Source organism: Pseudomonas abietaniphila, from assembly GCF_900100795.1.
GTDB lineage: Bacteria > Pseudomonadota > Gammaproteobacteria > Pseudomonadales > Pseudomonadaceae > Aquipseudomonas > Aquipseudomonas abietaniphila.
Genome location: NZ_FNCO01000015.1, coordinates 127,137 through 152,208, shown reverse-complemented (window position 1 = coordinate 152,208; position 25,072 = coordinate 127,137). Strand labels below are relative to the sequence as shown.

Sequence of the window (25,072 nt, the reverse complement as noted above, 5' to 3'; positions counted from 1 at the left end):
CGTAGAGCGCGCTCTGGCTTTTGATCTTCATACCGCAGCAGGCCAGACACCACAAAACGCGACTTGGGTGCAGGCTGAACGCAGGCGATGCGGAGTGGGCCGAGCGGCATGGATGCCGCGAGAGCGCTGCTAGGACATGGATGTCCGTTCAGCGCGGGCACACGGAGCGTCGCCGGAGTGAAGGAACCCGACGAAGTCGGGCCCAACCAGGAGCATAGGACCCTTGGTTACTTGGGGTCTTTTCAAGTAACCCGCCGAAGGCGGAACAGTTTGGCCGTTAGGACAAACCCAACCATCAGCGTCACCCCAATAGTGGAAATGCACACCTTGCAAGGTCAGCTTGCTGACGATAAAACCCTGCGACTCGGAAGTAACAACTCGACCACGTTCTTCAGATTGGGTGCAAATCTCCACCAGATTACTCGCAGGCCGAACGCTCGCAGTCAGCGGCCCAACCGCAAAAACTCGCAAGCCTGTTCGATCAATGCCCCGACCGAATCACTTTCCCGCGCCGCTCGGCGATCTGCCGGGCCTGGCCGTCGCGCTGTTTGCCGGTGCGCGCTTCGCTGATCAATGCAGGGATCAGAGGGCCTTCTGGCAAGTTCTTCCAGAATCGCGTCGGCAGGTGGCCTTGCATGACCTTCGGGTTCAGCCGCGCGCGGTTGAAGATGTGGCTGTAATAGGTCAGCCAGAGTTCGCCGTGCGGGTCATCGGCATTGCGCGCCAGTGACTGCCACGCAGCGGGGCACTGGCGTTTGTGGATCAAGCGCTCTCCGTCATAGAACACGCCATCCTTGGGCGTCGCGATCATCCAGCGATGCTTGCCCATTCGGCCGACGAAGTGCTGACTGGCGCTGTGCAGGATATCGTGGGCAGGCTCATGCCAGGCCACGTATTCGGGTAGTTTTTGTGTCTCCAGCAGTGCGGCCTTGACCTCCAGGTCTTTGCCAACGTTGCAGGGCGGCAAGGCGATAAAGCGCAGGAAGGCATGCAGGTGATGCGCCTCGCGGCTCACTTGCTTGAGCCGACGATGCACTTCGCTGCCCAGTTTGTCGCCCGCCAGCATGGCCGTCCGGTCACCATGACTCACTCGCCACAGCACTTCGTACAACAGGCTCCAGCGCTGATCGCCGCAATACTGCGCAGCGTTCTGCAGCAGCGCCAGCAGTTCGAGCGGGACGCGCGCCTGGAAGGGTCCGTTGTGTGGCGGATAGTGATCGTCGCTGGCGAACAGGTCGGCGTCTTCTTTAACGCTCCAGCTCACCTGATCCGGATCGATCTGATGGCTCAACAGCCAGCGGGCTTGCTGGCGCCAGGTCTCGAACAGGTCGTCGCAATCGAGAACGATCATGCCCACAGCGCCATCTGCTGAGGTTGCGGGCGGTCACGCAATTGCTCACGCAACGCGATGCTGGACGTGTCTGCCTGGCGCGGGTGGTAATCGCTGGTGATGATGAACGGCCTGGCTTTGGCCAACACGCAGCGCAAGCGCGTCAGGTCCTCGTACCGGATGCGCCGCTGACGACGCAATTCCACCAGCCGTTTGGTGGTGCGAATCCCGATGCCGGGGATGCGCGCAATCATGGCAGGCTCGGCGCAGTTCAAGTCGAGGGGAAACACATCCCGGTGTTCGAGCGCCCAGGCCAGTTTCGGGTCGATGTCCAGCGCCAGATGCCCGGGTCCGTCCAGCAGTTCCTTGGCGTTGTAGCCATAACTGCGCAGCAGAAAGTCGGCCTGGTACAGCCGGTGCTCGCGTAACAGCGGCGGTGCAGCCAGCGGCACGCTTTTCGGGCTGTTGGGAATCGGGCTGAAGGCCGAGTAATACACCCGCTTGAGACGAAAATCGCCGTACAGCGATTCGGCAGTGTGCAGCAGCGTGCTGTCGTCCGTCTCGTCGGCGCCGACGATCATCTGGGTGCTTTGCCCGGCGGGCGTGAAACGCGGCGCTCTCGGCTCGTTGAGCACGGTCTGCTGTCCGGTGTAGATGGTCTGCATCGCCTGCTTGATCGAGCCCATTTCCTTTTCCGGCGCCAGGGTTTGCAGACCGAGTTGGGTCGGCAGTTCGATGTTGACGCTCAGACGATCGGCATAACGGCCGGCTTCTTCGATGAGAGCGGGGTCGGCTTCGGGGATGGTCTTGAGGTGAATGTAGCCCCGGAATTCGTGTTCTTCGCGCAGCAGCTTCGCCACCCGCACCAGCTGTTCCATGGTGTAGTCGGCCGACCGGATGATGCCGGAGCTGAGGAACAGGCCGCTGACGCAGTTGCGGCGGTAGAAGTCCAGGGTCAACGTGACGACTTCTTCCGGGGTGAACCGTGCACGGGGGACGTCGCTGGAGCGGCGATTGATGCAGTACTGGCAGTCGTACAGGCAAAAGTTGGTCAGCAGGATTTTCAATAGCGAGACGCAGCGTCCGTCGGGGGTATAGCTGTGGCAAATGCCCATGCCGTTGGTAGAGCCGATGCCGGACTTGCCCTCGGAACTGCGCTTGGGTGCGGCACTGCTGGCACAGGAAGCGTCGTACTTGGCCGCGTCAGCGAGGATGCTCAGCTTGTCGATCAGCTGCATGGGAATTCTCGATACTGTTTTTATATACAGTATCGAGATGTTGCGCGATGAACAAGGGCCGAATGAATAGATAAGCGTGGAGGGGGACACCCGGGCATGAGCGGCAGCCCTTCCTGCGTCACGCCTAACTGATGCGTTGCACCAGATCCTTCAGTTCGCCGAAATTCTTCACCCGGTGAAAGTTTGCGTGGTCCAGGAATGCTGAGAAGTCAGTGTCGTGGCCATAGCCGGCAACCTGTGCACCGGCACCTAAACCCGCCTGAACGCCCGGTACGCTGTCTTCGACCAGCAGGCATTCTTCGGGCTTCAGGCCGAGCAGGTCAGCGGCGTGTTCGATGAGGATCGGCGAGGGCTTCCAGGCGTCCACTTCGTAGGCGCTGACGATCAAGCCGTGAAAAACGTCCAGCAAGCCCACGGTGCTCAGGCAGGTTTCGATCTTGCTGCGCGGGCCATTGGACGCCACGCATTTGGGCAGCGACAACCCGCGGACAAACTCCACGGCGCCCGGCATTTCCTCAAGACGTTCCTGCAGCAAAGGCAGGGTCCGCGCTCTGAAGGTGTTGACGATTTCGCTGTTGGGCAGCCACGGGTATTCGCGGCATAACCCTTCCATGCACAGGGCGAACTGCACGCCGCGAAAGCGTTCCAGCACCTGTTCGAGGCTCAATGAAACCCGATGTTCTTCCAGGATGTCGCGCAGAAGCCCGGCAGCGAGTCGCTCGCTGTCCACGAGGGTTCCGTCACAGTCAAAAATGACGCCGGCAATGTTCAAACAGGATTCTCCCGAGTTGCGTGATCGTGTTTGGGGCGGTTCGACCGGCATTATCCAGAAAAGTTGAGAAAGGGATGTGAAGACTGACCTACGGTCGCAAGAAGCGCGCCGAACGACAATGTCGTTTGGCGCGCTTCCTGCGACGTCCAGGTTAAAGCTGAACGGGCGTGACGAGTGAGCCGTCAGCGAAGTAGGCGCTGACGTTGGCGAACACCAGGTCGGCCATGGCCTGGCGCGTTTCGTAGGTGCCGCTGCCGATGTGCGGCGTCAGCACGACGCTGTCCAGCGACATCAGTTCGGCGGGCACATTCGGCTCGTCTTCGAACACGTCCAGGCCCGCGCCTGCAATCTCCGATTCCAGCAACGATGCCACCAGGGCTTTTTCGTCGACCACCGAACCGCGTGCCACGTTGATCAAGTAGGACTTCGGCCCCAGGGCTTTGAGCACGTCACGGTTGATCAGGTGCTGGGTGTCGGGACCGCCGGGCACGATGACGATCAGGTAGTCCGACGCCCGCGCCAGTTCCTGCAAGTCGGCGTAGTGGGTGTACTCCACGTCAGCGTACGGCGCGCCGCGACGGAAATAGGCAATGTTCATGTCGAATGCTGCGGCACGCTTGGCGATGGTCTTGCCGATCTTGCCCAGGCCGACGATGCCGCAGGTTTTGCCGCACAGGTCGTTGCCCAGCGGAAATTTACCCGAGGTCCACTGGCCCGCACGCACGAACCGCTCGGCCTGGCTGATGCGCCGCGAAACGCACAGCATCAGCGCCATGGCCGTTTCGGCAACGGCGTTGTTCAGCACGTCGGGCGTATTGCTCAGCTGGATGCCGCGGCGGGCCAGGTAGTCTGTATCGACGGCGTCGTAGCCGACGCCGAAGCTGTTGACGACTTGCAGGTTCGGCAGGCGGTCCAGCAGGGCGTTGTCGGTGCCGTACACGCCGCTGGTGATTACGCCACGGACCTTGTCGCCATGCTCGGCGGCCCAGGCGTCGAGGTCCTTGATTTCCCAGCGGTTGTGGACGGTGAAATCGCGATCCAGGTTCTGCGTCAATGCCGCATGCATCGGCCCCCAAACCAGTACGTCGGCTTTCTTGTCGCTCATGTTTCCTCCTTGCGGCGCACCGTCGATCAGTCGAGGTCACGCCTTTTTTACACGGCTTTGACTGACGGATTCGCTTCAGCCGTTCTTGTTTAACACAGGTTGTGCGTCGCAACGCCCGGTTTTGAGCAGTTCGGCGATGGCCATGGTGAGCAGGGGCGCGAACAACGCGAAGTACGAGCTGTCGATGCCGTAAGGGTTGCCCGCCAGAAACCAGCCGATGGTCGAGAACACCGACAGGATCACCCCGGCCAGCGCGCCACGACCGGTGCCGAATTTCGGTGCGTAGAAACACATCAGCACGATCACCGCCAGGGTGGCGCGCAGGGCTTTGCCCAAGAACGCGATCAGCAGGATCTTGTCGGCGTACAGCGCCAGGATCAACGGCAGGAAACCGATGACGATGATGGCCAGACGGATGAAGATCACCGATTTGCGATCGTTCTTTTCCTTGTTGAAGAAGGGGTCGTAGAAGTCCTTCATCGCCAGCGTGGCGGAGGCCAGGGTGTTGGCCGAGATACCGCCGAACAGCGCACCGGCCAGACCGATCACCACCAGGCTCGCCGAGAAGGTCGGCATGTGCGCGATGAGGGCAGGAAATGCGTCGATGGACTTGATGCCTGGGTAAAGGTAGGCGCTGCACATGCCGATGCCCGCCGCCATCAGGCCGAAGGGGATCATCAGGGATGAAACATAGAAGCACGCGCGTTTTGCGGTTTTTTCGTCCTTGGTGCTGACCAGGGCTTGAATCACGTACTGGGTCGCGAAGATCGAGCCGATACCGCCGATCATCCAGGCAAAGATCTGGCCCCAGCCCACGCCTGTGAAGTCGAACATGGTCGCAGGCAGCCTGGCTTGCATGGCCCCGATGCCGCCGGTGGCATTCAGGGCGAACGCCAGCGCGAGCACAATGCCGATGTACTTGATGACCGCGTGCACGAAGTTGGTGTAGACCACCGAGCGCATGCCACCGACGCTGACGTAGAACACCGTAATGACCCCGACCAGCAGGATCGCCAGGGTCTTGTCGATGTTCAGCACCGCTGCCAGCACGGCGCCGCCGCTGGCATACAGCGCGACGGAGACGATGCTCAGGGCGCAAATCGTCAGCACCGAGGCCGCGTAGCGCGTGCCTTGGCCGTAGTTCTGCGCGAGGATGCCGGAGATGGTGTTGAGGCCGGTGTCACGGTATTTCTTGGCGAGCACCAATGCCAGCAGCAAGAAGCCCAGGGACAACGCAACCAGGTTCCAGGCAGCGGAGATACCGGCTTCGAAGCCTTTTTGCGCCGTGCCGATGCTCACCGAGCTGCCGATGAACTCCGAGAGCAGCAGGGCGCCGATCAGGAAGGGTGGAAAGCTGCGTCCGCCGCCGGTGAATCCGTCACTGCTCTTGGCGTGTTTACGCACGCTGTAGCCGATGTAGGACATGACGATGAAGTAGCCCGCGGTCAGGCAAAGGATGATTGTTATTCTTGGGTCCATGTTCTCTGCGTCCCCTGGTGGCAGGGTGCGTGGTCTGGTGTATCGAGCATGTGTGTCGCGATCAAGTGTCTGTTAACAGACAACACGGTCAATTTTCGGGCGCAGGCTCTGGTGTGCCGGTGAAGCTATTGCGAACTTCGGGCGCGGCTGGAAGGAGAGATGTTGAACGAAGAAGCCAAGTATACGGCGGGGTCTGGGCAAGGGAGTGTCTGTGTTTTCATTGTTATTAGAGGCTCGTGATCAACGTTGGAAGGCAACTCAATACGAATGCTTTCTTATACGTCATCGTACAACGTAGGGCAATCGTACGCGTGTTCGTTTGTTAATCAAATGCCGGTGATCTGTGCGAAAAGACGTCAGGCGTCGGCGGGTTCATTAAGGGTTGGACGCTTAGGGACTAATGCAGGACCTGCGGGTATTCAGGTGCTGACGAGCGCGGTGGGTCAGCGAACAAATCGCGACTGAACCACCGCCTTCGCGAGCACGCTCGTTGTGCGTGCGCTTACTGTCCGTTCAAAAGCGTTTCGGTTGATATCACTTCGGCATAGGCAAACCCCAGCGCTGACATGAACGCTGCATGCACCTGTGCGGCCGGCACCGTGGTGCCACTGAACTCAAGATCTCGGCTGGCGCAGGCGTCATGAATGACCCTGACCGTGTACCCCATGTCTGCCGCTGCACGGGTGGTGGCGTCGATGCACATGTGGCTCATCGAACCGATCACTACCAACGCCTCGACACCTTCCTTATCCAGCAGCGCTTTAAGGCCCGTGTCCCGGAACGAATTGGGGTAGTGCTTGAGGATGACGGGCTCTTGCCCCTGGTTCATAACCTTGGGGTGCAGCTTCGCGCCTTCGGAATTCGGCGTGAAGAACGGCGCATCGTCCCGGGTGAACTCGTGACGGATGTGGACTACAAGGCCGTTGCTGTCCCGTGTGGCCTGAATAATCCTTGCCGCGTTGTCGGCGGCGGCATCGGCTCCGACCAGAGGCCATTTGCCCCCAGGGAAGTAGTCGTTCTGGATATCGACTACGATGAGCGCTGATTTGGACATGTCTGCTTCCTCGATTGGGGTGGAGTGGGTGTGGGGTCCAGTATTGACCCTGTCCGTGGTTGATGCATGAGTCACTCTATTCTCGACGTTGTCCAATCCGGCAACTTACCTTGCGAAGGAGCGGCCATGCCTGCGAACGGATTCACCCGCCACGCCACGGCGTTTATCACGGTCACCTTGCTGGCAGTGCTCGCCGGTTGTGGCACCCAGCGTGGCCAGACGTCGCCGCCGCCACCTCCGGAGCTGGTGCGCAGCGAGATCGTGCGGCTGTTGCCGGCGGGCGCGTCAGACCGACAGGGATGGGCGACGGACATCTATACCGCGTTTGAGACGCAGAAGATTGATCCCACGGTCGAAAACCTCTGTTCAGTGGTGGCGGTGACCGAGCAGGAGTCGAATTTTCAGGTCGACCCGCCCGTGCCGGGCATGGGCAAGATCGCACAGGACGAAATCGATCGCCGGGCCAGCAAGGCGCATATTCCCAACCTGCTGGTGCGCAGCGCGCTGGACGTCCGCTCACCGACTGGCAAGACCTATAACGAGCGATTGAGCGCCGCGCGCACCGAAAAAGACCTCAGCGCGATTTTCGACGACTTCATCGGCATGGTGCCGTTGGGGCGAACGTTGTTTGGTCACTTCAATCCGGTTCACACGGCGGGACCGATGCAAGTCAGCATCGAGTTCGCCGAGCGTCAGGCGCAGGATTACCCCTACCCGGTAGACGGCTCGATTCGACACGAGGTATTCAGCCGGCGAGGCGGGATGTATTTCGGTATCGCCCACCTGTTGGGGTATCCGGTCAGCTATGACAAGCCGATTTACCGTTTTGCCGATTTCAATGCCGGGTGGTACGCCAGCCGCAACGCAGCCTTTCAAAGCGCGGTGGCGCGTGTGTCGGGTAAGCGACTGGCACTGGATGGTGACCTGATCAGCTACGGCTTTGGGCCGTCGTTGGGGCAGACCGAGTTGGCGGTCCGCAGCTTGCACACGCAACTGGGCATGCGCAACCCGACGATCCGCAGCCAGCTGGAGAAGGGCGAAACCCTCGCGTTCGAGGACACCGACCTCTATAAACAGGTGTTTGCCCTGGCGGACAAGGCCGCGGGCAAACCGCTGCCTCGCGCGATTCTGCCGGGCATCGTGCTGGAGAGTCCGAAGATCACCCGCAAGCTCACGACGGCCTGGTTTGCCCAGCGCGTTGAAGAGCGCCGAGTGCGCTGCATGACGCGGGCGTCGGGCAAACTCAGATAATTGCGGTCGTCAACGGCTCGACGCCACACATGACCGCTGGTCCAAATCTCGGCACCCCTTGGCGGTGCGCGTCTCGAACCTGTAACCGCCCTGTGCATCAGGGCCTTTACAGCAGAGGTGCCTATGCCAGTCGATTCTGAATTCCCCACCAGCGTCCCGCCCGTCACGCCGACGTCTCCTGCTGAAGCCGATCTGGATCCGGATGCCATGGATGACGAAGACTTTCGCGAAGAGCAGCAACGCGAGGAAGAAAAGCAGCAGCGTCCGGTGGATTGGGAAGAGCCGCCTTCGGACGAAGTACCGCCTGCCGATGAACCCACTCCGCTTTCCGACGACTTGCGCTAGCACGATGCTGTCGGCCGCCGAAGCAGGGTGAATGCCTTGTCTTCGGCTTTTTTGAGTCATTTTTTCAAGGAACCACTGGTTTTGAGTCCCGACCCCGTTATTCCCACCATCATTACGAGCAGTCAGGGTGGCGTGCCCGTTACGGACACTCAGTCGGCTGAACAGGCGGCTGAGGCACTTTTGTTCGGATCCCCCAAGGACCGTCTGGATTTCTACCGCAAGGAAATCCAGTACGAAACCGCCATTCTTTCTAACCGAACCAACGCCTATCTCTCTGCCCAGTCGTTTCTGGTGATCGCGTTCGCCTCATCAATGGCCAACCTCAACCCGGAGTGGGGCAAGTTGTTCACGCTGGTGGTGCCGCCTTTTCTCACGCTGCTGGGCATGATCAGCTCGATGCATGCGTGGCCTGGGATCCGCGCTGCGTACGAGATCATCGACCACTGGCATTTCAAGCAAAGCCAGCTGTTGCACAGCCAGCCTGCGATGGGGCTCGCTTACGATGATTCCCCGCTGTTCTGTGAGCATGAGTCAAGCGAGAAGGGCTATCGCAAATCGCTGTTGTTTTCCATGCGTACGCCTTGGCTGTTCAGCGTGTTCTGGTTCCTGCTCGGGGCATTTTCCATCTATGCGCAAACCACTGACATGGCGTTTTGAGCCAGCCGTTCCATTTGCAGACGCCACTGGCATCCGGGTGAAGTGTGACTCAGCGCACATCGGTATCACGATGGGCGCAGGGGATTGCGAGGCGTGACTACACTGGTTTATCGGTCTGGTGTCAGACGGGCAGGCGGGTGCCCGGCTCCGCTCTACATGGAGGTGGTGGAATGCTGTTTACCCCTGAACTGCGCAGGACCCTGGAAAGTGCGTTCCTGCCACTGGCGTGTGAGTGCACGCTGATGCCAGGCGGTGCGCTGATGGTGAAAATCTTTGACCCCCAGACCGGCACGGTGGCCATGCAGGTCGAAAACGTGGCCATTGCCAACGTGACGACCGTCCGCGGCGTCGCGGAACTGGTGGCCGAACTGCGTTACGACCTGCGAACCTGTGTCACACCTTTCGGTTCGACCCCGGCCTTCTTCGCGGCCTCTCGAGGGGCGTGAGCCCCAGGCGTCGGGTCGAAAGCGCTCCCCTCTAAATTATCTACACTCTCGACGGAACCTTTGCCGAGCGGTGATGTTAACTTGACACCAAGGGTGGCGGGCAGGTATTTCGTCTCCATCCTTTGGCGTTAAAAAGCGCTTTGCATTTAACAGGTTAGGGACTGCCCTCCATCGTGGAGGCACTGCCTGACCCGTTCTCTGGTGTCTGCCCTCGCCGGATCACCACCGTACCGGACCGGCGTCTAAAAAATTCAGGAGCCAACCTCATGGCAGTACTGCAGCAAACCACCGTCGACGCCCTGCGCCGTTCCGAAGCCCAATTGTCCGCCCGTTGGCTCGCGGACCTCGAAGCCAGCGGCGCCACGCGCAATCTGAAGGCCGAAGACCTTCATCAGCAGGCGTCGGAGTTTCTGCGTTTGCTGACCGCCGTACTGGAAAAGGGCGGTACGCACAGCATCACGACGGCTGAATGGGACGAGACCCGTCAGTTTCTGGAGAAGCTTTCTCATCAACGTGCATTGGCCGGACAGGACTCGCAGCAGACCGCCCATTTTATCTTTGCACTCAAAGGCCCGTTGTTCACCCTGTTGCAGCATGCGTATGCCGAGCAGCCTACGTTGCTCGCCGAACAGCTCTGGGAAATCTCCCAACTGCTGGACACCTTGGGCATGCACACCATCCGCACCTTTCAGAAGTCCCGCGAATCGGTGATCAAGCGTCAACAGGAAGAGCTGCTGGAGCTTTCCACGCCCGTGGTCAAACTGTGGGACGGCGTGCTCGCCTTGCCAATGATCGGCACCCTCGACTCCCAGCGCACCCAAGTGGTGATGGAGTCTTTGTTGCAACGCATCGTCGACACCGGCTCGGAAATCGCGATTATCGACATCACGGGCGTGCCCACCGTCGATACGCTGGTGGCCCAGCACCTGCTCAAGACCGTGACCGCGATCCGCCTGATGGGTGCCGACTGCATTATCAGCGGCGTGCGTCCGCAGATTGCGCAGACCATCGTTCACCTGGGGCTGGACCTTCAGGGGGTCGTGACCAAGGCCAACCTGGCCGACGCGCTGGCGTTGGCGCTGCGCCGTCTGGGTCTGACGGTCTCCAAGGCTGCGGTATAAGGCCATGGAGCGCATTCCAATCCTGCAAATGGGCGACTTTCTGCTCGTCACCATTCAAGTCGACATGCATGACCAACTGGCGCTGACGCTGCAGGACGACCTGTCTGAGCGGATCAGCAAAACCTCTGCACGGGGCGTACTGATCGACATCTCGGCGCTGGACATGGTCGACTCGTTCATCGGTCGAATGATCGGCATGATTTCGGGCCTGTCGCGCATCATGGATGCCGAGACCGTGCTGGTCGGCATGCAGCCGGCGGTCGCGATCACGCTGGTGGAATTGGGCATGACGCTGCCAGGGGTCAGCACGGCGCTGAATGTCGAGCGTGGCATGACGCTGTTGCGTGAGCGGGCCTATTCCCAATGAACGTGCGCAGCAGCGGCACACAAGGCATTCATATCGAGCAGGATGTAGTGCTGGCACGGCAGCTGGCGCGCAAACTGTCGCAAGAATGTGGCATGCGCCTGATCGATCTGACCAAGCTGGTGACGGCGGTCAGCGAACTGGCCCGCAACACCATGACCTATGGTCGTGGCGGCGACATGGACTGGCAAATCATCGAGGACGGCGCGCGCACCGGTTTGCGTCTGACGTTTCGTGATGAAGGTCCCGGCATTCCCGACCTGAAACTGGCGATGACGGACGGCTGGACGTCGGGCGGCGGTTTGGGCCTGGGCCTGACCGGGGCCAAGCGACTGGTCGACGACTTCGAGCTGGAGACGGCGCCCGGCGCGGGTACTCGGGTGACGATCTGCAAATGGACTTGAGATTGCACAGCAGCCTGACGCACGTGTTGCCCATTGAGGACAGCAGCCAGGTAGGTTTCGCCCGTCGAACCGCGCAGAAACTGGCGGAGCAGTCGGGCTTCGATGCCACGGACGCCGGTCGCGTGGCTTTGGTGGTCACCGAAGTCGCCAGCAATATCCTCAAGCATGCCAGCAATGGCGAGCTGCACCTGCGTGTGCTGCCGGGCAGTGCCTCGGGCATTGAGGTCATCGCGATTGATCGCGGCAAGGGTTTCGATCTGCAGGACTGCATGGCCGACGGATTCTCCACGCGCGGCACGCAAGGTATCGGCTTGGGTTCGATGCTGCGCCAGGCGCAGGTGTTCGACGTGCACACCGACGCCAGTGGCACCGTATTGCTGACGCGCTTTTACCCCCGTGGGGCCACGATCAAGGACCTGCGCGTGGGCGTGACCCAGCACTCCCTGCACGACGATCCGGCCTGTGGCGACGTTTGGGAACTGGCAATCAAGGGTTCGCACGTGAGCATCCTGATGATTGACGGCCTTGGCCATGGCCCGGAGGCCGAAGACGCGGCCAAAGCCGGCGCCACGGCGTTCAATCGCGAGCCCTTCGCCGACCCGGGCGTATTGCTGGAAGAAATTCACCACGACATGCGCGGGACCCGCGGCGGCGCGGTTGCGGTGACGCAATTCAATGCCGAACAGGACCGGTTGCGCTTTATCGGCATCGGTAACATCGGCGCCACGCTGATCGGCGAGGACAAGCCTCGCGGCCTGGCGTCGCACCCCGGCATCGTCGGCCTGCAGTACCGGAAGGTCCCGGTGGTCGACTACGCTGAGTGCACCGGCAAGCTGTTGATCCTGTACAGCGACGGGCTGCAATCGCGATGGAATCTTCGCGACTATCCAGGTCTGATGTACCGACACCCGGCGATTATCGCGGCCGTGCTGCATCGCGATTTTTGCCGCGGCAGGGATGACGTAACGGTACTGGTGATTGCTCTGGAGATGCTTGATGACTGACAACGCTGTCCACGGTGCCCCTGAGGCATGCGCGGAGCTTTTGCAACTGCGAGAGGAGTCGGCCGCGCTGCGTGCCGAACTTGATGAAACCAATCAGGGTGTTCTGGCGCTCTACGCAGAACTCGACATGCAGGCAGAGCAGTTGCGTCAGGCGTCAGATCTGAAAAGCCGGTTTCTCTCGTACATGAGCCACGAGTTTCGTACGCCGCTGGGTTCGATCCTGAGTATCGCCAGCCTGCTGACGGATGAGCTCGACGGCCCCCTCAGCCCGGAGCAGCACAAGCAGGTCGCGTTCGTCCGAACCGCGGCCCGCGAGCTGAGCGACATGGTCGATGATCTGCTTGATCTGGCGAAGATCGAGGCGGGGCGCATAAGCATCTCGGCAGCGTGGTTCGACATGTTCGACCTGTTCTCCGCCTTGCGCGGCATGTTTCGACCGATTGTCGACACCTCGGCAGTGGACCTGATTTTCGAAGAGCCGATAGGGTTGCCCCGGCTCTACACCGACGACAAGAAGCTCGCGCAGATCCTGCGTAACTTCATCTCCAACTCCCTGAAATTCACTCAGCGCGGCGAGGTCCGAATTTCCGCCCGTCTGGAAGGTGAACACGCGGTGCGCTTCGCGGTGACGGACACCGGGATCGGCATTCCAGCCGAGCTTCACGGTACGCTGTTCGAAGACTTCGCGCAGGTCGACTCCCCGCTGCAAAAGCGCCTGCGGGGCACGGGGTTGGGGTTGTCGCTGTGTAAACGATTCGCTGAGCTGCTGGGTGGCACGGTGGGTATGGAAAGCCAGCCTGGCGTCGGTTCGACGTTCTTTGTGGTCATCCCCCTCGCCTTGGCGCAGGAGCACGTTGATGAAAGCTGAAACCCGGTTGCTGATCGTCGACGACAACGCCGCGACGCGCTACGCGTTGCGGCGGCGAATGGAGCGCCATGGGTTCACAGTGCTGGAAGCGGGAACCGCCACCGAAGGCCTGGACCTGATCGCAGAGCAGATTCCGGATGCCTTGATCCTCGACGTCAATTTGCCCGACATGAGCGGTTTCGACGTCGTCCGCCAGTTACGCGCCGAGCCTCGTACGGCGTTGTTGCCTGTGGTTCACGTGTCGGCGGCGTCGATTCAGACCGGCGACATCGTCACGGGGCTTGAGGCGGGCGCCGATGCCTATCTGGTGCATCCGGTAGACCCCGATGTCCTGCTCGCCACCCTTCGAACACTGTTGCGCGTGCGCGATACCGAATTCGCCCTGCGCGACAGCGAGAACCGTTTCCGCGAAATCTTTGTCAACGTGTCGGCGCCTATTGGCGTGATGGACGGCCAGTTGAAAGTGCATGAGTGCAACCATGCCTTTGCGCGTCTGATCGCTCAGAGTTTCACCGAAAGTTCGGTGCTGTCGTGCTTTGCAGAGGATCAGGACTCTGTGATCGCGGGTTTGCGTGAGGCGCTGGTGTCGGGAGAGCGCTGGAAGGGCACGCTAAGCATGCGGGTCAAAGGCGACGTGCGGGAGACGGAATGGCAGGTCTCGCCGTACCGCGCGACCGGGTTGAGCCTGGTGTTCATCGAGGACGTCACCGAGCACCGGCGCCGCGAACAGTCGCATCTACTGCAGTTGGATTCGGTCAATACCCAGCTGGCGCACGAGGTCGCGGAGCGCGCCAGAACCGAGCAGCAGTTACTTCAAGCGCAAAAAATGGACGCCCTCGGCAAGCTCACGGGCGGCATCGCACACGATTTCAACAACCTGTTGACCGGCATTGTCACCGGACTCGAATTGATCAAGAAGCGCACCGAAGACGCGCGGCCCGAGAAAGTCCTGGCCTATGCCGACGCCGCGCTGGCCTCGGCCAGGAGTGCGGCGACGCTGACCCATCGATTGTTGGCCTTCGCACGGCAGCAACCGCTGGATACGCGCCCCATCGACGTGAACCAGAACGTACGCTCACTGGAGGAGCTGATCAGCCGGACCGTGGGTAAACGCATCGGGCTGACGCTTGAGCTGACGTCGCGCAGTGCCGTGGCGTTGGTCGATTCCGGACAGCTGGAGAGTTCGGTGCTGAACCTGGTCATCAACGCGCGCGATGCGTTGCCTGAAGGCGGCAATATCTGGATCAGCACCTACGAGGCTTATTCTCAGGGTAACGCTCGCCTGGAGGACGGCCCCTATATTGCGTTGACGGTGCGTGACGACGGGGTCGGGATTGAGCATCACCTGATCGACAAGGTATTCGACCCGTTCTTCACCACCAAGCCGATCGGTGAAGGCACGGGGCTTGGGCTTTCCACCATCTACGGCTTTGCGCGCCAGACCGGCGGCGATGTGCACATCCGTAGTGTCGTGGGGCACGGGACTGAGGTCACATTGATGTTGCCGGCTGCTGCCGACCAAACAGTGGCGCCGCAGCGTGTGCAGGAAAGTGTCGAACTTGGGGCTGGCGAGCATGTCCTTATTGTCGAGGACACGGCGTCGGTCCGCATGTTCGTCAATGAAGTCCTGACCGACTCGGGTTACCGCTGCACGCAGGCCGGCGACGTGATGACCGCGCTGTCGATGCTCGAGCATGACACGTCCATCGATCTGCTGCTGACAGACGTTGGCATGCCGATGATGAACGGCCGGGAGCTGGCGCAGCGCGCGCGTGGCTGGCGTGCGGAGTTGCCAGTGCTGTTCATGACCGGCTACGCGGAAAATGCCCTTAACCGGCAACACTTTCTTGGGGAAGGCATGGACATGATGATCAAGCCTTTTCAGATGATTGAATTCCTCGACAAGGTCAGAAAGATGCTGGATGGCTGACCCGTAAACCTGAAAACCAGCGCAAGGCGTACATACGAATCCGTAACTTTTGTTAACCTGCACGCCAATTCATTCGGTGCCGTCCATCGGGCACACACCTTCGGCGATTGTTTGCAAGACTCGCCGGCGGGTGAAGGAGATCCAGTTTTGACCCTCAGCCAGGAACTTCACCAGAGCGCAATCGACAACTGCGCCCGTGAGCCGATCAAGATTCCAGGCAGTATTCAGCCTCAAGGCTTCTTGCTGGTCATCGATGAAGCGACGATGACCATCGCGCAGGTCAGTGCCAACGTCACCCATTGGCTGAGGCTTGCGCCCGAGACGCTGATCGGTGCGCCACTGACGCGAGTGTTCGACGATTGCCAGCATCTGCTGGCTCGGCTGGCTGCGCTGCCCGAGGACGACCAGAACCCGTTCCATGTGGGCGATGTGCGTTTTCTGGAAGGTGATCGTGCAGGCTTGCCGACGGCAATGATGGTTCATCGGCATGATCAGGTCCTGATTGCCGAGTTCGAGCCCTCCAGCGACATGACGTCTGCGTATGGCAACGTGTATCCGTTGATGCGCACGTTCATCAGCCAGATGGAAGAGTCCGAAAGCATCGACGCGCTCTGCCAGCGTTCTGCGTCTGAAGTCAAACGCATCACCGGTTTTGGCCGGGTGAAGGCGTACCGGTTCGACGCTGACGGCAGCGGATGGGTGAACGCCGAGATCGCCGACGCGGACTATCCGAGTTATCTGGGGCTGAGTTTTCCGGCGTCCGACATTCCGTCGCAGGCGAGGGCGCTGTATCTGGCAAACCGCATTCGCGTCATTGAGGACGCGAACTATCAGCCGTCGCCCCTGGTCCCGGTCAATAACCCGGTCACCGGCGCGCCGCTTGACCTGAGTTTCGCAACGCTGCGCAGTGTATCGCCCGTGCATTTGCAGTACATGCGCAACATGCAGACCCTTGCCTCGATGTCGATCTCTATCGTGGTGCGCGGGCAGTTGTGGGGGTTGATTTCCTGCCACCACGCGACGCCTCGCTCGGTGAGTTTCCAGACCCGCACTGCCTGCGAGTTGCTGGGCAGCGTGTTGTCTCTGCAGATCGAAACCAAAGAAGCGCAGGCCAGGACCCAGCGAATGCTCAGCCTGCGCCGGCAGATCGTGCAGATGCTCGCCGCGATGGCGGACCTGGACAGCGTGATCGGTGGCCTGCGCTCAATGCCTGACGTGCTGTTGGCGTTTGTCGATGCCACCGGTGCCGCGGTGATTTCCGAGTCCACGGTGGATGTGTACGGCGAAACGCCAGACCGCGAAGAAATCAAGGCGCTGACCCAATGGCTCAGTCAGCGGGAGACTCACGAGGTGTTTCAGTCCGATAACGTCGGCCGCGACATTCCCGAGTTACCCCAGCTTGCCCAGTCGGTCAGCGGCGTGCTGGCCATGGCGATCTCCGAGCTGCATTCCAATTACATCATCTGGTTCCGCCCGGAGCAGACCCGCGTGGTGAACTGGGCCGGTAAACCGGAAAAAGCCGTCAGCGACGACGGATCCCTCAGCCCGCGTCACAGCTTTGCACAGTGGCAGGAAACCGTTCGCGGATACTCCCGCCCTTGGGACGATCTGGACACCGAAGGCGTGGTGGAATTACGCGCTGCGGTACTGGGTATCGTGCTGCGTAAGGCCGAGGAAATGGCCTCCCTGGCTGAGGAACTGAAAAAATCCAACAAGGAACTCGAAGCCTTCTCCTACAGCGTGTCCCATGACTTGCGAGCGCCGTTGCGGCATATCGCCGGTTACGCCGAACTGTTGGGGGATATCGAGGGCAGCAAGTTGTCCGACCGTGGGGTGCGTTTCCTGGAAAACATTGGCGAGTCGGCACGTTTCGCCGGCACGCTGGTGGACAACCTGCTGAGCTTTTCACAGATGGGCCGCTCGGCCATGCGTTACTCGCAGGTGGATCTGAACGCGATGGTCGACGCCATCCGCAAGGAAATGCAGCCCGATTACGAGGGTCGTGATCTGCGATGGTCGGTCCCTGAACCCTTGCCGGTGGTGATCGCTGATGCGGCGTTTTTGCATCTGGCGATGCGCAATCTGTTGTCCAATGCCATCAAGTACACCCGAAACCAGACCGCTGCCGTGATTGAGATCGGCAGCTACGAGGAAGACGGCAAGGTGGTGGTGTATATCCGTGACAACGGTGTGGGCTTCGATATGAATTACGCCGGCAAGCTGTTCGGTGTGTTCCAGCGCCTGCATCGCATGGAAGAGTTCGAAGGCACCGGCATTGGGCTTGCGAGCGTGCGCCGTATCATCGAACGGCACGACGGTTCGGTGTGGGCAAACAGCCAGTTGGGGCAAGGAGCCACATTTTACTTTGCGCTGCCCAAGCGCAGTCTCACCGTAACCCTTTGAGTGTCCGAGGAGACGCCCAATGTTAAAACCCATTCTTCTGGTGGAAGACAATCCCAACGATCTTGAGCTGACCCTGGTCGCTCTCGAACGTAGCCAGTTGGCCAATGAAGTGATCGTCCTGCGTGACGGCGCCGAGGCGCTGGATTACCTCTTTCGGCGAAATCAGTACCAGGACCGTGCGGCGGGTAACCCGGCGGTGCTTTTGCTCGACCTGAAACTGCCCAAGCTTGACGGCCTGGAAGTGCTCAAGGCAATTCGCGAAAGCGACGACCTGCGCAGTATTCCCGTGGTGATGCTGACCTCTTCGCGTGAAGAACCCGATTTGCAACGCGCGTATTCGCTGGGAGTGAACGCTTACGTCGTCAAACCGGTCGAATTCAAGGAATTCGTCTCGGCAATCTCCGATCTCGGGGTTTTCTGGGCCGTTCTCAATGAGCCGCCGCCAGGCTCCCTGCGATTGGCACGCCGCCCAGGCTCTTGATTCAAGCGCTCCGTCGGCCTGTGCTGTGCTGCTTCGGGCTGACGGCGCAGGCCTTTTTGAAATGAACGACGACTATTCATGCCGCTATCGCTGCTCAAATTGCTTCTGGTTGAAGACAGTCCGCATGATGCCGAACTGACGCTGCTCACACTGGAAAACAGTGGGCTCAAAATCGACGCCACCCTGGTCTACAACCATCAGGACGTGGAACGGGAGTTGCTGGCTCAGCATTTTGATCTGATTCTCAGTGACTACCTGCTTCCCGGATCTTCCGGGCCCGAAGTGCTCAATTGCGCGTTGCGCCTGGCGCCGCAAACCCCGTTCATTTTCCTTTCCGGGATTTTCGGCGAACAGCATGCCGTCGAGATGATGCGCATGGGCGCCATCGACTACGTCCTCAAGCAAAACCTGAAAATGCTGCCCAAGGCGGTCGTCCGTGCTGTCTCCGAGGTGCGTGAGCGGGAAAAGCGTCGGCGGGCTGAAGAGACTCTGCAGGATGCCGAGGTGCGAGCGCATCTGGCGATCGATGCCGCCGACATGGGCGTCTGGACCTACGATCCTGCAACCGACACCCTTCTGTGGGATGAGCGCTGCAAGACCCTTTACGGATTGCCCGCCGATGCCCAGGTCAGCATGGCGTTCATGTTTGCCCGCTGTCATCCCGATGACCGTGATCTTTTGCAGAGCAAGGTCGCCGCAGCGCTCGCGGCGGACACCGGGTTTCAGATCGAACACCGGTTGCATGTGGAAGGCGATGGCGAGCGCTGGGTCTTTTCCAACGGCCGCTCGCTATTCGAAGACGGTAAATGCGTGCGCTTCACCGGCGTCATGCAGGACATCAGCGAGCGCAAGCAGGCGACTCAGGCCCTGCACCAGCTCAACGAAATTCTGGGTGAGCGGGTGGTGCAGCGTACCCGTGAGCGTGACCGCACCTGGGAGCTTTCACGTGAATTGCTCGGGGTGTTCAGCTTCGATCTGACGCCTATTGCGCTCAATCCGGCCTGGGAGGCGACGCTGGGCTGGACGCGGGCAGAGTTCACCGAGCACAGCCTGGGCGAGTTGATTCATCTGGACGATCTGGAGGCGACCCTGCGTGAAACCGCCAGCGTCTCCAAAGGCAATGTCACGACGCGTTTCGTCAACCGCATGCGCCACGCTGAAGGCGGCTATCGCTGGTTGTCTTGGACCATCGTGCCGGACGAAGGGCTGATGTATGCCGCCGTGCGCGACATTACCAGCGAGCGGGCGGTGGTCGATGAACTGGCCGCCACCAATAAGCGTTTGCGTGATCAGATCCGCGAGCGTGAGCGGGTCGAAGCGGCGCTTCAGCAGATGCAACGGCTGGAAGTGGTCGGGCAGCTCACGGCAGGGGTCGCCCACGACTTCAATAACTTGCTGACGGTGATTCTCACGAGCGCCAACTTCCTCGGCCGTGATTTGGAAAAAGGCGTGTTCACCAAGTCGCCCCAACGGTTGCAGAACATCCGCGAAGCCGGCGAACGTGGCGCCAAGCTGACCAGCCAGTTACTGTCGTTCTCACGGCGGCAGCGTCTGGAGCCGGTCGCGCTAAACCTCAACGACACCATCGGCGGCATGCGCGAGTTGTTGGGACGTGCGCTGGGGGGCAGCGTTTGGGTCGAAACACAACTGGCTGACGATCTGTGGAGCGCGCTGGTCGATCCGACGCAGACCGAAATGATCATCCTCAATCTGGCGATCAACGCCCGTGACGCCATGGCGCAAGGCGGACAACTGCACCTGAGTACCGGCAACGAGATTATCTATCGCCTGCCACAACGGCCTGAAGACCCGGATCCCGGCGCCTACGTGGTGCTGTCGGTCACCGACACCGGCTGCGGTATGAGCGAAGAGGTACTGGCCAAGGCGTTCGAACCGTTCTTCACCACCAAGGCGGTGGGGAAGGGCTCGGGGCTGGGGTTGGCGCAGGTCTTTGGTTTTGCCAAGCAATCCGGCGGTGGCGTACGCATCGACACCGCCGAGAATGCCGGCACCACCATCAAGGTGTATCTACCCAGCATCGCCCGGTCCCCGACGCCTGCTGCCACCCTCTCTGACTTGCCCGGCCATGCAGACGCGGACGATCTGCACCGCACCATTCTGCTGGTGGACGACGACCCGGATGTGCGCTCCGTGACTGCCATGATGCTCAGTTCGTTTGGTTACGCGGTGGTGGAAGCCGAGAACGGCAGCGACGCGTTGAAACAGATTGATGCGAGCATTGATCTGGTGCTGACCGACTTCGCCATGCCGAACATGACCGGTGCCGAGCTGGCCGACATCGTCCGACGCGATCACCCTGAATTGCCGGTCATGTTCATCACCGGCTTCGCGGATATCGACATCCTCGAGGTCGATCAACAGTTGATCGTGCAGAAACCGTACAAGGAAGAGGAACTGGCGAGGAAGCTGGCGAATATATTGACGAAGACGGGTGCAGGTGCCGTGTCTTAGGTGCAGCCGCACAGGGCCGCCAGCAATCTGATGTCCGCCGCGAAGGGTATGTGCGAGACGATACCTTTGAGAGACTCTTAGCTGTGTTGGAGCATGCCAAAGAGCTTGGTTGCAACGCAGGACCTGTAGGAGACGTCCGAGGTTACGAGGGCAGCGAATGCGGCGTGTCGGTCGCCGACGTTGTACCTGTCCCACCGCATTCGCCACTGTCGTAACCTCCAGCAGCTCCTACAGGTCTCGCGGCAGTCATGACACCTTGGCCTGCCCGATCTGGGCGAGAGACTTCCAGCTGTTTGATGAGTGCCACAGAGCTTGGCTGCAACGCGATACTCTCGGCAACTTCCAGCGGCTTGATGTCCGCCGCGAAGCATGGTTGCAACGCAGGCCCTGTAGGAGACGTCCGAGGTTACGAGGGCAGCGAATGCGGTGTGTCGGTCACCGCCGATGTACCTGTCCCACCGCATTCGCCACTGTCGTAACCTCCAGCAGCTCCTACAGGTCTCGCGGCAGTCATGACACCTTGGCCTGCCCGATCTGGGCGAGAGACTTCCAGCTGTTTGATGAGTGCCACAGAGCTTGGCTGCAACGCGATACTCTCGGCAACTTCCAGCGGCTTGATGTCCGCCGCGAAGCATGGTTGCAACGCAGGCCCTGTAGGAGACGTCCGAGGTTACGAGGGCAGCGAATGCGGTGTGTCGGTCACCGCCGATGTACCTGTCCCACCGCATTCGCCACTGTCGTAACCTCCAGCAGCTCCTACAGGTCTCGCGGCAGTCATGACACCTTGGCCTGCCCGATCTGGGCGTGAGATTTCCAGCTGTTTGATGAGTGCCACAGAGCTTGGCTGCAACGCGATACTCTCGGCAACTTCCAGCGGCTTGATGTCCGCCGCGAAGCATGGGTGCAACGCAGGACCTGTGGGAGACGTCCGAGGTTACGAGGGCAGCGAAAGCGGTGTATCAGTCACCGATGATGTAACTGTCCCACCGCATTCGCCACTGTCGTAACCTCCAGCAGCTCCTACAGGTCTTGCGACAGTCTGACACCTTGGTGTCCCCGATCTCGGCGGGAGACTTCCAACTGTTTGAGGCATGCCACAGAGCTTGGCTGCAACGCAGGCCCTGTAGGAGACGTCCGAGGTTACGAGGGCAGCGAATGCGGTGTGTCAGTCACCGATGATGTAACTGTCCCACTGCATTCGCCACTGTCGTAACCTCCAGCAGCTCCTACAGGTCTTGCGGCGGTCATGACACCTAGGCCTGCCCGATCTGGGCGGGAGACTTCCAGCTGTTTGATGAGTGCCACAGAGCTTGGCTGCAACGCAGGACCTGTGGGAGACGTCCGAGGTTACGAGGGCAGCGAAAGCGGTGTATCAGTCACCGATGATGTACCTGTCCCACCGCATTCGCCACTGTCGTAACCTCCAGCAGCTCCTACAGGTCTTGCGGCGGTCATGACACCTTGGTCCGCCCGGTCTGGGCGGGAGACTTCCAACTGTTTGATGTATGCCACAGAGCTCGGGTGCAACGCAGGCCCTGTAGGAGACGTCCGAGGTTACGAGGGCAGCGAAAGCGGCGTGTCAGTCACCGATGATGTAACTGTCCCACCGCATTCGCCACTGTCGTAACCTCCAGCAGCTCCTACAGGTCTTGCGGCGGTCATGACACCTTGGTCCGCCCGGTCTGGGCGGGAGACTTGCAGCTGTTTGAGGCATGCCACAGAGCTCGGTTGCAACGCAGGCCCTGTAGGAGACGTCCGAGGTTACGAGGGCAGCGAATGCGGTGTGTCGGTCACCGCCGATGCACCTGTCCCACCGCATTCGCCACTGTCGTAACCTCCAGCAGCTCCTACAGGTCTTGCGGCGGTCATGACACCTTGGTCTGACCAATCTGGGCGGGAGACTTCCAACTGTTTGATGAGTGCCACAGAGCTCGGGTGCAACGCAGGCCCTGTAGGAGACGTCCGAGGTTACGAGGGCAGCGAAAGCGGCGTGTCGGTCACCGACGTTGTACCTGTCCCACCGCATTCGCCACTGTCATCAACTTCAGCAGCTTTCCAACGGTCCTCAGTCATCCCGCGTCAGCACTTCCAGGAGTTCGATTTCGAACGTGAGGTCCGAATGCGGCTTGATGTGTGCGCCCATCGAGCGTTCGCCGTAAGCCAGGTGCGACGGCACCTTCAGTTGACGCTTGCCGCCGACTTTCATGCCCATGAGGCCGATGTCCCATCCCTTGATGACGCGACCGGTTCCGATCACGCACTGGAAGGGTTTGCCTCGGTCCCAGGACGAGTCGAACACGGTGCCGTCTTCCAGCGTGCCGGTGTACTGGGTGGTGATCAGCGCGCCTTTGACCGCCGCTTTGCCGGTGCCTTCCAACAGGTCGATGATCTGTAATTCTTCGTTCATGGCCAAATCCGTTACCGCGTGAGTGAGCTGGCGACGATGCTAAAGGCGCTCTCCGTGACTGGCAATGCCTGGTCGCAGCCACCCCTGCTCACGGGCAGGGAATTCATTCGCGAGACGAAGGTTCATCCGCTGCAGCGATATCACCCGATGATGATCACCGAATAAAAAACGGCGCGTCCTCTGCAGGACGCGCCGTTTTTCGTTTCAGCGGATCAAGACCTCATCAGGCGATGACGTCGCTGCTCCACTCGCCATTCACCAGGCGCTTGAGGCCCAGCGGGTTGGCGTTTTGCAGTGCAGCCGGCAGCAGGCTGTCCGGGTAGTTCTGGTAGCAGACCGGACGCAGGAAGCGATCGATCGCCAGCGTGCCGACCGAAGTGCCACGCGCGTCGGAGGTTGCCGGGTACGGACCGCCGTGAACCATGGCGTCAGAGACCTCGACGCCGGTCGGGTAGCCGTTGACCAGAATGCGGCCCACTTTCTCTTCCAGCACCGGAACCAGCCATTGGTATTTCTGCAGGTCGGCGGTTTCACCGATCAGGGTCGCTGTCAGTTGACCGCGCAGGGCCAGGAGCGCGGCGTTCAGTTCAGCGTCGTCAGCCACTTCGATCAGCAGCGTGGTCGGGCCGAAGACTTCTTCCTGCAACAGTTCGTCACCGTTGAGCAGCATGCTCACGTCAGCCTTGAACAGCTGCGCCTGCGCCTGACGGCCTTCCTGCGGCTTGCCCGCCAGGTGAGTGACGCTCGGATGCGCCATCAGCTTCTGAACGCCTTTGCTGTAGCTGCGCAGACCGCCCTCGTTGAGCATGGTCTGCGGCGCCTGGCCACCCATGTGCTCTTGCAACTGCTCGGTGAACGCGGTCAGGGCAGGGGAACGAATGCCGATGACCACGCCCGGGTTGGTGCAGAACTGGCCGGCACCCATGACCACCGACGCCGCCAGCTCGGCCGCGATCGCAGCGCCACGGGCCGACAGCGCGCCTGGCAACAAGACGACCGGGTTGATGCTGGACATCTCGGCGAAGACCGGGATGGGCTCAGGACGCGCGGCGGCCAGTTTGCACAGCGCGTCGCCGCCGTGCAGCGAACCGGTGAAGCCTACGGCTTTGATGGCCGGGTGCTTGACCAGACCTTCACCGACACCGCTGCCGAAGATCATGTTAAACACGCCTTTAGGCATGCCGGTTTTTTCAGCGGCGCGAACGATGGCCTGACCGACCAGATCCGCGGTCGCCATGTGGCCGCTGTGCGCTTTGACCACGACCGGGCAACCGGCGGCCAGTGCCGACGCGGTGTCACCACCGGCGGTGGAGAACGCCAGCGGGAAGTTACTGGCGCCAAACACGGCAATCGGACCGACGCCGATGCGTTGTTGACGCAGGTCAACGCGCGGCAGCGGCTTGCGATCAGGCAGTGCCAGGTCGATACGCGCACCCAGGAAATCCCCGCGACGCAGGATTTTCGCGAACAGGCGCATCTGGCCGCTGGTACGACCGCGCTCACCCTGGATACGACCGGCCGGCAGCGCGGTTTCCTGGCAAACGAGGGCAACGAAGTCATCACCCAATGCGTCGAGTTCATCGGCGATGGCGTCAAGGAACTCTGCACGGCGCGCCGGGCTCAGCTGGCGGAATTCAGCGAAGGCTTCTTTGGCTGCCAGGGCCGCGGCGTCGATTTCGCCGTCAGTGGCTTGGTGAAAGGTGTAGGGCAGGGCTTCGCCAGTGGTGGCATCGAGGCTCTTGTGGCGTGCTTCGCCGAGGCCGCTGCGGGCGCCGCCGATAAAGTTCTGGCCGAGAACGGTAGGCATCTGCTTCTCCTGTTATTTTTGGGTCGAAACGATCAGGCAACGCGCCTGACAGGGAATCTCTGGACGTGCATGAAGCAAAGCGACGATAGCCCAAGGGTTATCGAATGTTGACAGACATCATACAACTGCATGTT

General features: G+C 60.7%; 21 protein-coding genes. 13 read left to right on the top strand and 8 right to left on the bottom strand.

What is annotated here, in order from left to right; all coding sequences use genetic code 11:
- Window positions 1-481 precede the first annotated feature (481 nt).
- The 6 genes from BLS87_RS25095 to BLS87_RS25070 all read right to left on the bottom strand — a co-directional run bounded on the left by BLS87_RS25095 (window position 482) and on the right by BLS87_RS25070 (window position 6,978).
- Complete coding sequence (locus BLS87_RS25095; protein ID WP_074756789.1) at window positions 482-1,351, bottom strand: TIGR03915 family putative DNA repair protein; 870 nt, start codon at window positions 1,349-1,351, stop codon at window positions 482-484.
- Window positions 1,348-2,568 carry a putative DNA modification/repair radical SAM protein gene (locus BLS87_RS25090; protein WP_074756787.1) on the bottom strand — a complete coding sequence of 407 codons (1,221 nt, stop codon included), beginning with the start codon at window positions 2,566-2,568 and terminating at the stop codon, window positions 1,348-1,350. The genes BLS87_RS25095 and BLS87_RS25090 overlap by 4 nt, the downstream gene beginning before the upstream one ends.
- Before the next feature lie 124 nt (window positions 2,569-2,692).
- Window positions 2,693-3,340, bottom strand: coding sequence for an HAD family hydrolase (locus BLS87_RS25085; protein WP_074756785.1), 648 nt, complete (start codon window positions 3,338-3,340; stop codon window positions 2,693-2,695).
- Window positions 3,341-3,491: 151 nt separating this feature from the next.
- A complete protein-coding gene (locus BLS87_RS25080; protein ID WP_074756782.1) occupies window positions 3,492-4,445 on the bottom strand; it encodes a 2-hydroxyacid dehydrogenase in 954 nt (317 codons plus the stop codon).
- 75 nt (window positions 4,446-4,520) lie between these two features.
- Window positions 4,521-5,924 (bottom strand): sodium:solute symporter family protein, encoded by a 1,404-nt coding sequence (locus BLS87_RS25075; protein ID WP_074756780.1) that lies wholly within the window; start codon window positions 5,922-5,924, stop codon window positions 4,521-4,523.
- A gap of 502 nt (window positions 5,925-6,426) precedes the next feature.
- A complete protein-coding gene (locus BLS87_RS25070) occupies window positions 6,427-6,978 on the bottom strand; it encodes a cysteine hydrolase family protein (RefSeq protein ID WP_074756778.1) in 552 nt (183 codons plus the stop codon).
- A 126-nt stretch (window positions 6,979-7,104) separates the two neighbouring features.
- Between BLS87_RS25070 and BLS87_RS25065 the strand changes: the two genes are divergently transcribed.
- From BLS87_RS25065 to BLS87_RS25005, 13 genes are all read left to right on the top strand, one after another.
- Window positions 7,105-8,229, top strand: a complete 1,125-nt coding sequence (locus BLS87_RS25065; protein ID WP_074756776.1) for a DUF1615 domain-containing protein — start codon at window positions 7,105-7,107, stop codon at window positions 8,227-8,229.
- Between the two features lie 123 nt (window positions 8,230-8,352).
- Window positions 8,353-8,574, top strand: coding sequence for a hypothetical protein (locus BLS87_RS25060; protein WP_074756774.1), 222 nt, complete (start codon window positions 8,353-8,355; stop codon window positions 8,572-8,574).
- Between the two features lie 132 nt (window positions 8,575-8,706).
- Window positions 8,707-9,231, top strand: coding sequence for a hypothetical protein (locus BLS87_RS25055; protein WP_074756861.1), 525 nt, complete (start codon window positions 8,707-8,709; stop codon window positions 9,229-9,231).
- Window positions 9,232-9,401: 170 nt separating this feature from the next.
- Entirely contained in the window at window positions 9,402-9,677 is a 276-nt protein-coding gene (locus tag BLS87_RS25050; protein WP_074756772.1) for a DUF1652 domain-containing protein, read from the top strand.
- Between the two features lie 266 nt (window positions 9,678-9,943).
- The gene (locus BLS87_RS25045) at window positions 9,944-10,798 is read left to right on the top strand and encodes an STAS domain-containing protein (protein WP_074756770.1); all 855 of its coding nucleotides are present in this window, start codon (window positions 9,944-9,946) and stop codon (window positions 10,796-10,798) included.
- A 4-nt stretch (window positions 10,799-10,802) separates the two neighbouring features.
- Window positions 10,803-11,165 carry an STAS domain-containing protein gene (locus BLS87_RS25040; protein ID WP_062381930.1) on the top strand — a complete coding sequence of 121 codons (363 nt, stop codon included), beginning with the start codon at window positions 10,803-10,805 and terminating at the stop codon, window positions 11,163-11,165.
- Window positions 11,162-11,566: an anti-sigma regulatory factor gene (locus BLS87_RS25035; RefSeq protein WP_074756768.1), complete on the top strand. Its 405-nt coding sequence runs from the start codon at window positions 11,162-11,164 to the stop codon at window positions 11,564-11,566. Before BLS87_RS25040 ends, BLS87_RS25035 begins: the two co-directional genes overlap by 4 nt.
- On the top strand, window positions 11,557-12,570 hold the full coding sequence (locus tag BLS87_RS25030) for an ATP-binding protein (protein WP_208605195.1): 1,014 nt from the start codon (window positions 11,557-11,559) through the stop codon (window positions 12,568-12,570). Before BLS87_RS25035 ends, BLS87_RS25030 begins: the two co-directional genes overlap by 10 nt.
- Window positions 12,563-13,438, top strand: coding sequence for a sensor histidine kinase (locus tag BLS87_RS25025; protein WP_074756766.1), 876 nt, complete (start codon window positions 12,563-12,565; stop codon window positions 13,436-13,438). The genes BLS87_RS25030 and BLS87_RS25025 overlap by 8 nt, the downstream gene beginning before the upstream one ends.
- Window positions 13,428-15,368, top strand: a complete 1,941-nt coding sequence (locus tag BLS87_RS25020; RefSeq protein ID WP_074756764.1) for a response regulator — start codon at window positions 13,428-13,430, stop codon at window positions 15,366-15,368. Before BLS87_RS25025 ends, BLS87_RS25020 begins: the two co-directional genes overlap by 11 nt.
- A 147-nt stretch (window positions 15,369-15,515) precedes the next feature.
- Window positions 15,516-17,771: an ATP-binding protein gene (locus tag BLS87_RS25015; protein WP_074756762.1), complete on the top strand. Its 2,256-nt coding sequence runs from the start codon at window positions 15,516-15,518 to the stop codon at window positions 17,769-17,771.
- A 19-nt stretch (window positions 17,772-17,790) separates the two neighbouring features.
- Entirely contained in the window at window positions 17,791-18,252 is a 462-nt protein-coding gene (locus BLS87_RS25010; protein WP_074756760.1) for a response regulator, read from the top strand.
- Window positions 18,253-18,330: 78 nt separating this feature from the next.
- Window positions 18,331-20,724: a hybrid sensor histidine kinase/response regulator gene (locus tag BLS87_RS25005; RefSeq protein WP_074756758.1), complete on the top strand. Its 2,394-nt coding sequence runs from the start codon at window positions 18,331-18,333 to the stop codon at window positions 20,722-20,724.
- A 2,065-nt stretch (window positions 20,725-22,789) separates the two neighbouring features.
- Here the strand turns inward: BLS87_RS25005 and BLS87_RS25000 are convergent.
- Both BLS87_RS25000 and BLS87_RS24995 read right to left on the bottom strand, forming a co-directional pair.
- Complete coding sequence (locus tag BLS87_RS25000; protein WP_074756756.1) at window positions 22,790-23,131, bottom strand: FKBP-type peptidyl-prolyl cis-trans isomerase; 342 nt, start codon at window positions 23,129-23,131, stop codon at window positions 22,790-22,792.
- Between the two features lie 223 nt (window positions 23,132-23,354).
- The gene (locus BLS87_RS24995; RefSeq protein ID WP_074756754.1) at window positions 23,355-24,938 is read right to left on the bottom strand and encodes an aldehyde dehydrogenase (NADP(+)); all 1,584 of its coding nucleotides are present in this window, start codon (window positions 24,936-24,938) and stop codon (window positions 23,355-23,357) included.
- Window positions 24,939-25,072: the final 134 nt, after the last annotated feature.

Excerpts from the sequence above, each read along its gene's own strand:
- BLS87_RS25095 (WP_074756789.1), bottom strand. The coding sequence starts at position 1,351 with ATGATCGTTCTCGATTGCGACGACCTGTTCGAGACCTGGCGCCAGCAA.
- BLS87_RS25090 (WP_074756787.1), bottom strand. The coding sequence starts at position 2,568 with ATGCAGCTGATCGACAAGCTGAGCATCCTCGCTGACGCGGCCAAGTAC.
- BLS87_RS25080 (WP_074756782.1), bottom strand. The coding sequence starts at position 4,445 with ATGAGCGACAAGAAAGCCGACGTACTGGTTTGGGGGCCGATGCATGCG.
- BLS87_RS25075 (WP_074756780.1), bottom strand. The coding sequence starts at position 5,924 with ATGGACCCAAGAATAACAATCATCCTTTGCCTGACCGCGGGCTACTTC.
- BLS87_RS25070 (WP_074756778.1), bottom strand. The coding sequence starts at position 6,978 with ATGTCCAAATCAGCGCTCATCGTAGTCGATATCCAGAACGACTACTTC.
- BLS87_RS25065 (WP_074756776.1), top strand. The coding sequence starts at position 7,105 with ATGCCTGCGAACGGATTCACCCGCCACGCCACGGCGTTTATCACGGTC.
- BLS87_RS25060 (WP_074756774.1), top strand. The coding sequence starts at position 8,353 with ATGCCAGTCGATTCTGAATTCCCCACCAGCGTCCCGCCCGTCACGCCG.
- BLS87_RS25050 (WP_074756772.1), top strand. The coding sequence starts at position 9,402 with ATGCTGTTTACCCCTGAACTGCGCAGGACCCTGGAAAGTGCGTTCCTG.
- BLS87_RS25045 (WP_074756770.1), top strand. The coding sequence starts at position 9,944 with ATGGCAGTACTGCAGCAAACCACCGTCGACGCCCTGCGCCGTTCCGAA.
- BLS87_RS25040 (WP_062381930.1), top strand. The coding sequence starts at position 10,803 with ATGGAGCGCATTCCAATCCTGCAAATGGGCGACTTTCTGCTCGTCACC.
- BLS87_RS25035 (WP_074756768.1), top strand. The coding sequence starts at position 11,162 with ATGAACGTGCGCAGCAGCGGCACACAAGGCATTCATATCGAGCAGGAT.
- BLS87_RS25030 (WP_208605195.1), top strand. The coding sequence starts at position 11,557 with ATGGACTTGAGATTGCACAGCAGCCTGACGCACGTGTTGCCCATTGAG.
- BLS87_RS25025 (WP_074756766.1), top strand. The coding sequence starts at position 12,563 with ATGACTGACAACGCTGTCCACGGTGCCCCTGAGGCATGCGCGGAGCTT.
- BLS87_RS25020 (WP_074756764.1), top strand. The coding sequence starts at position 13,428 with ATGAAAGCTGAAACCCGGTTGCTGATCGTCGACGACAACGCCGCGACG.
- BLS87_RS25010 (WP_074756760.1), top strand. The coding sequence starts at position 17,791 with ATGTTAAAACCCATTCTTCTGGTGGAAGACAATCCCAACGATCTTGAG.
- BLS87_RS25005 (WP_074756758.1), top strand. The coding sequence starts at position 18,331 with ATGCCGCTATCGCTGCTCAAATTGCTTCTGGTTGAAGACAGTCCGCAT.
- BLS87_RS25000 (WP_074756756.1), bottom strand. The coding sequence starts at position 23,131 with ATGAACGAAGAATTACAGATCATCGACCTGTTGGAAGGCACCGGCAAA.
- BLS87_RS24995 (WP_074756754.1), bottom strand. The coding sequence starts at position 24,938 with ATGCCTACCGTTCTCGGCCAGAACTTTATCGGCGGCGCCCGCAGCGGC.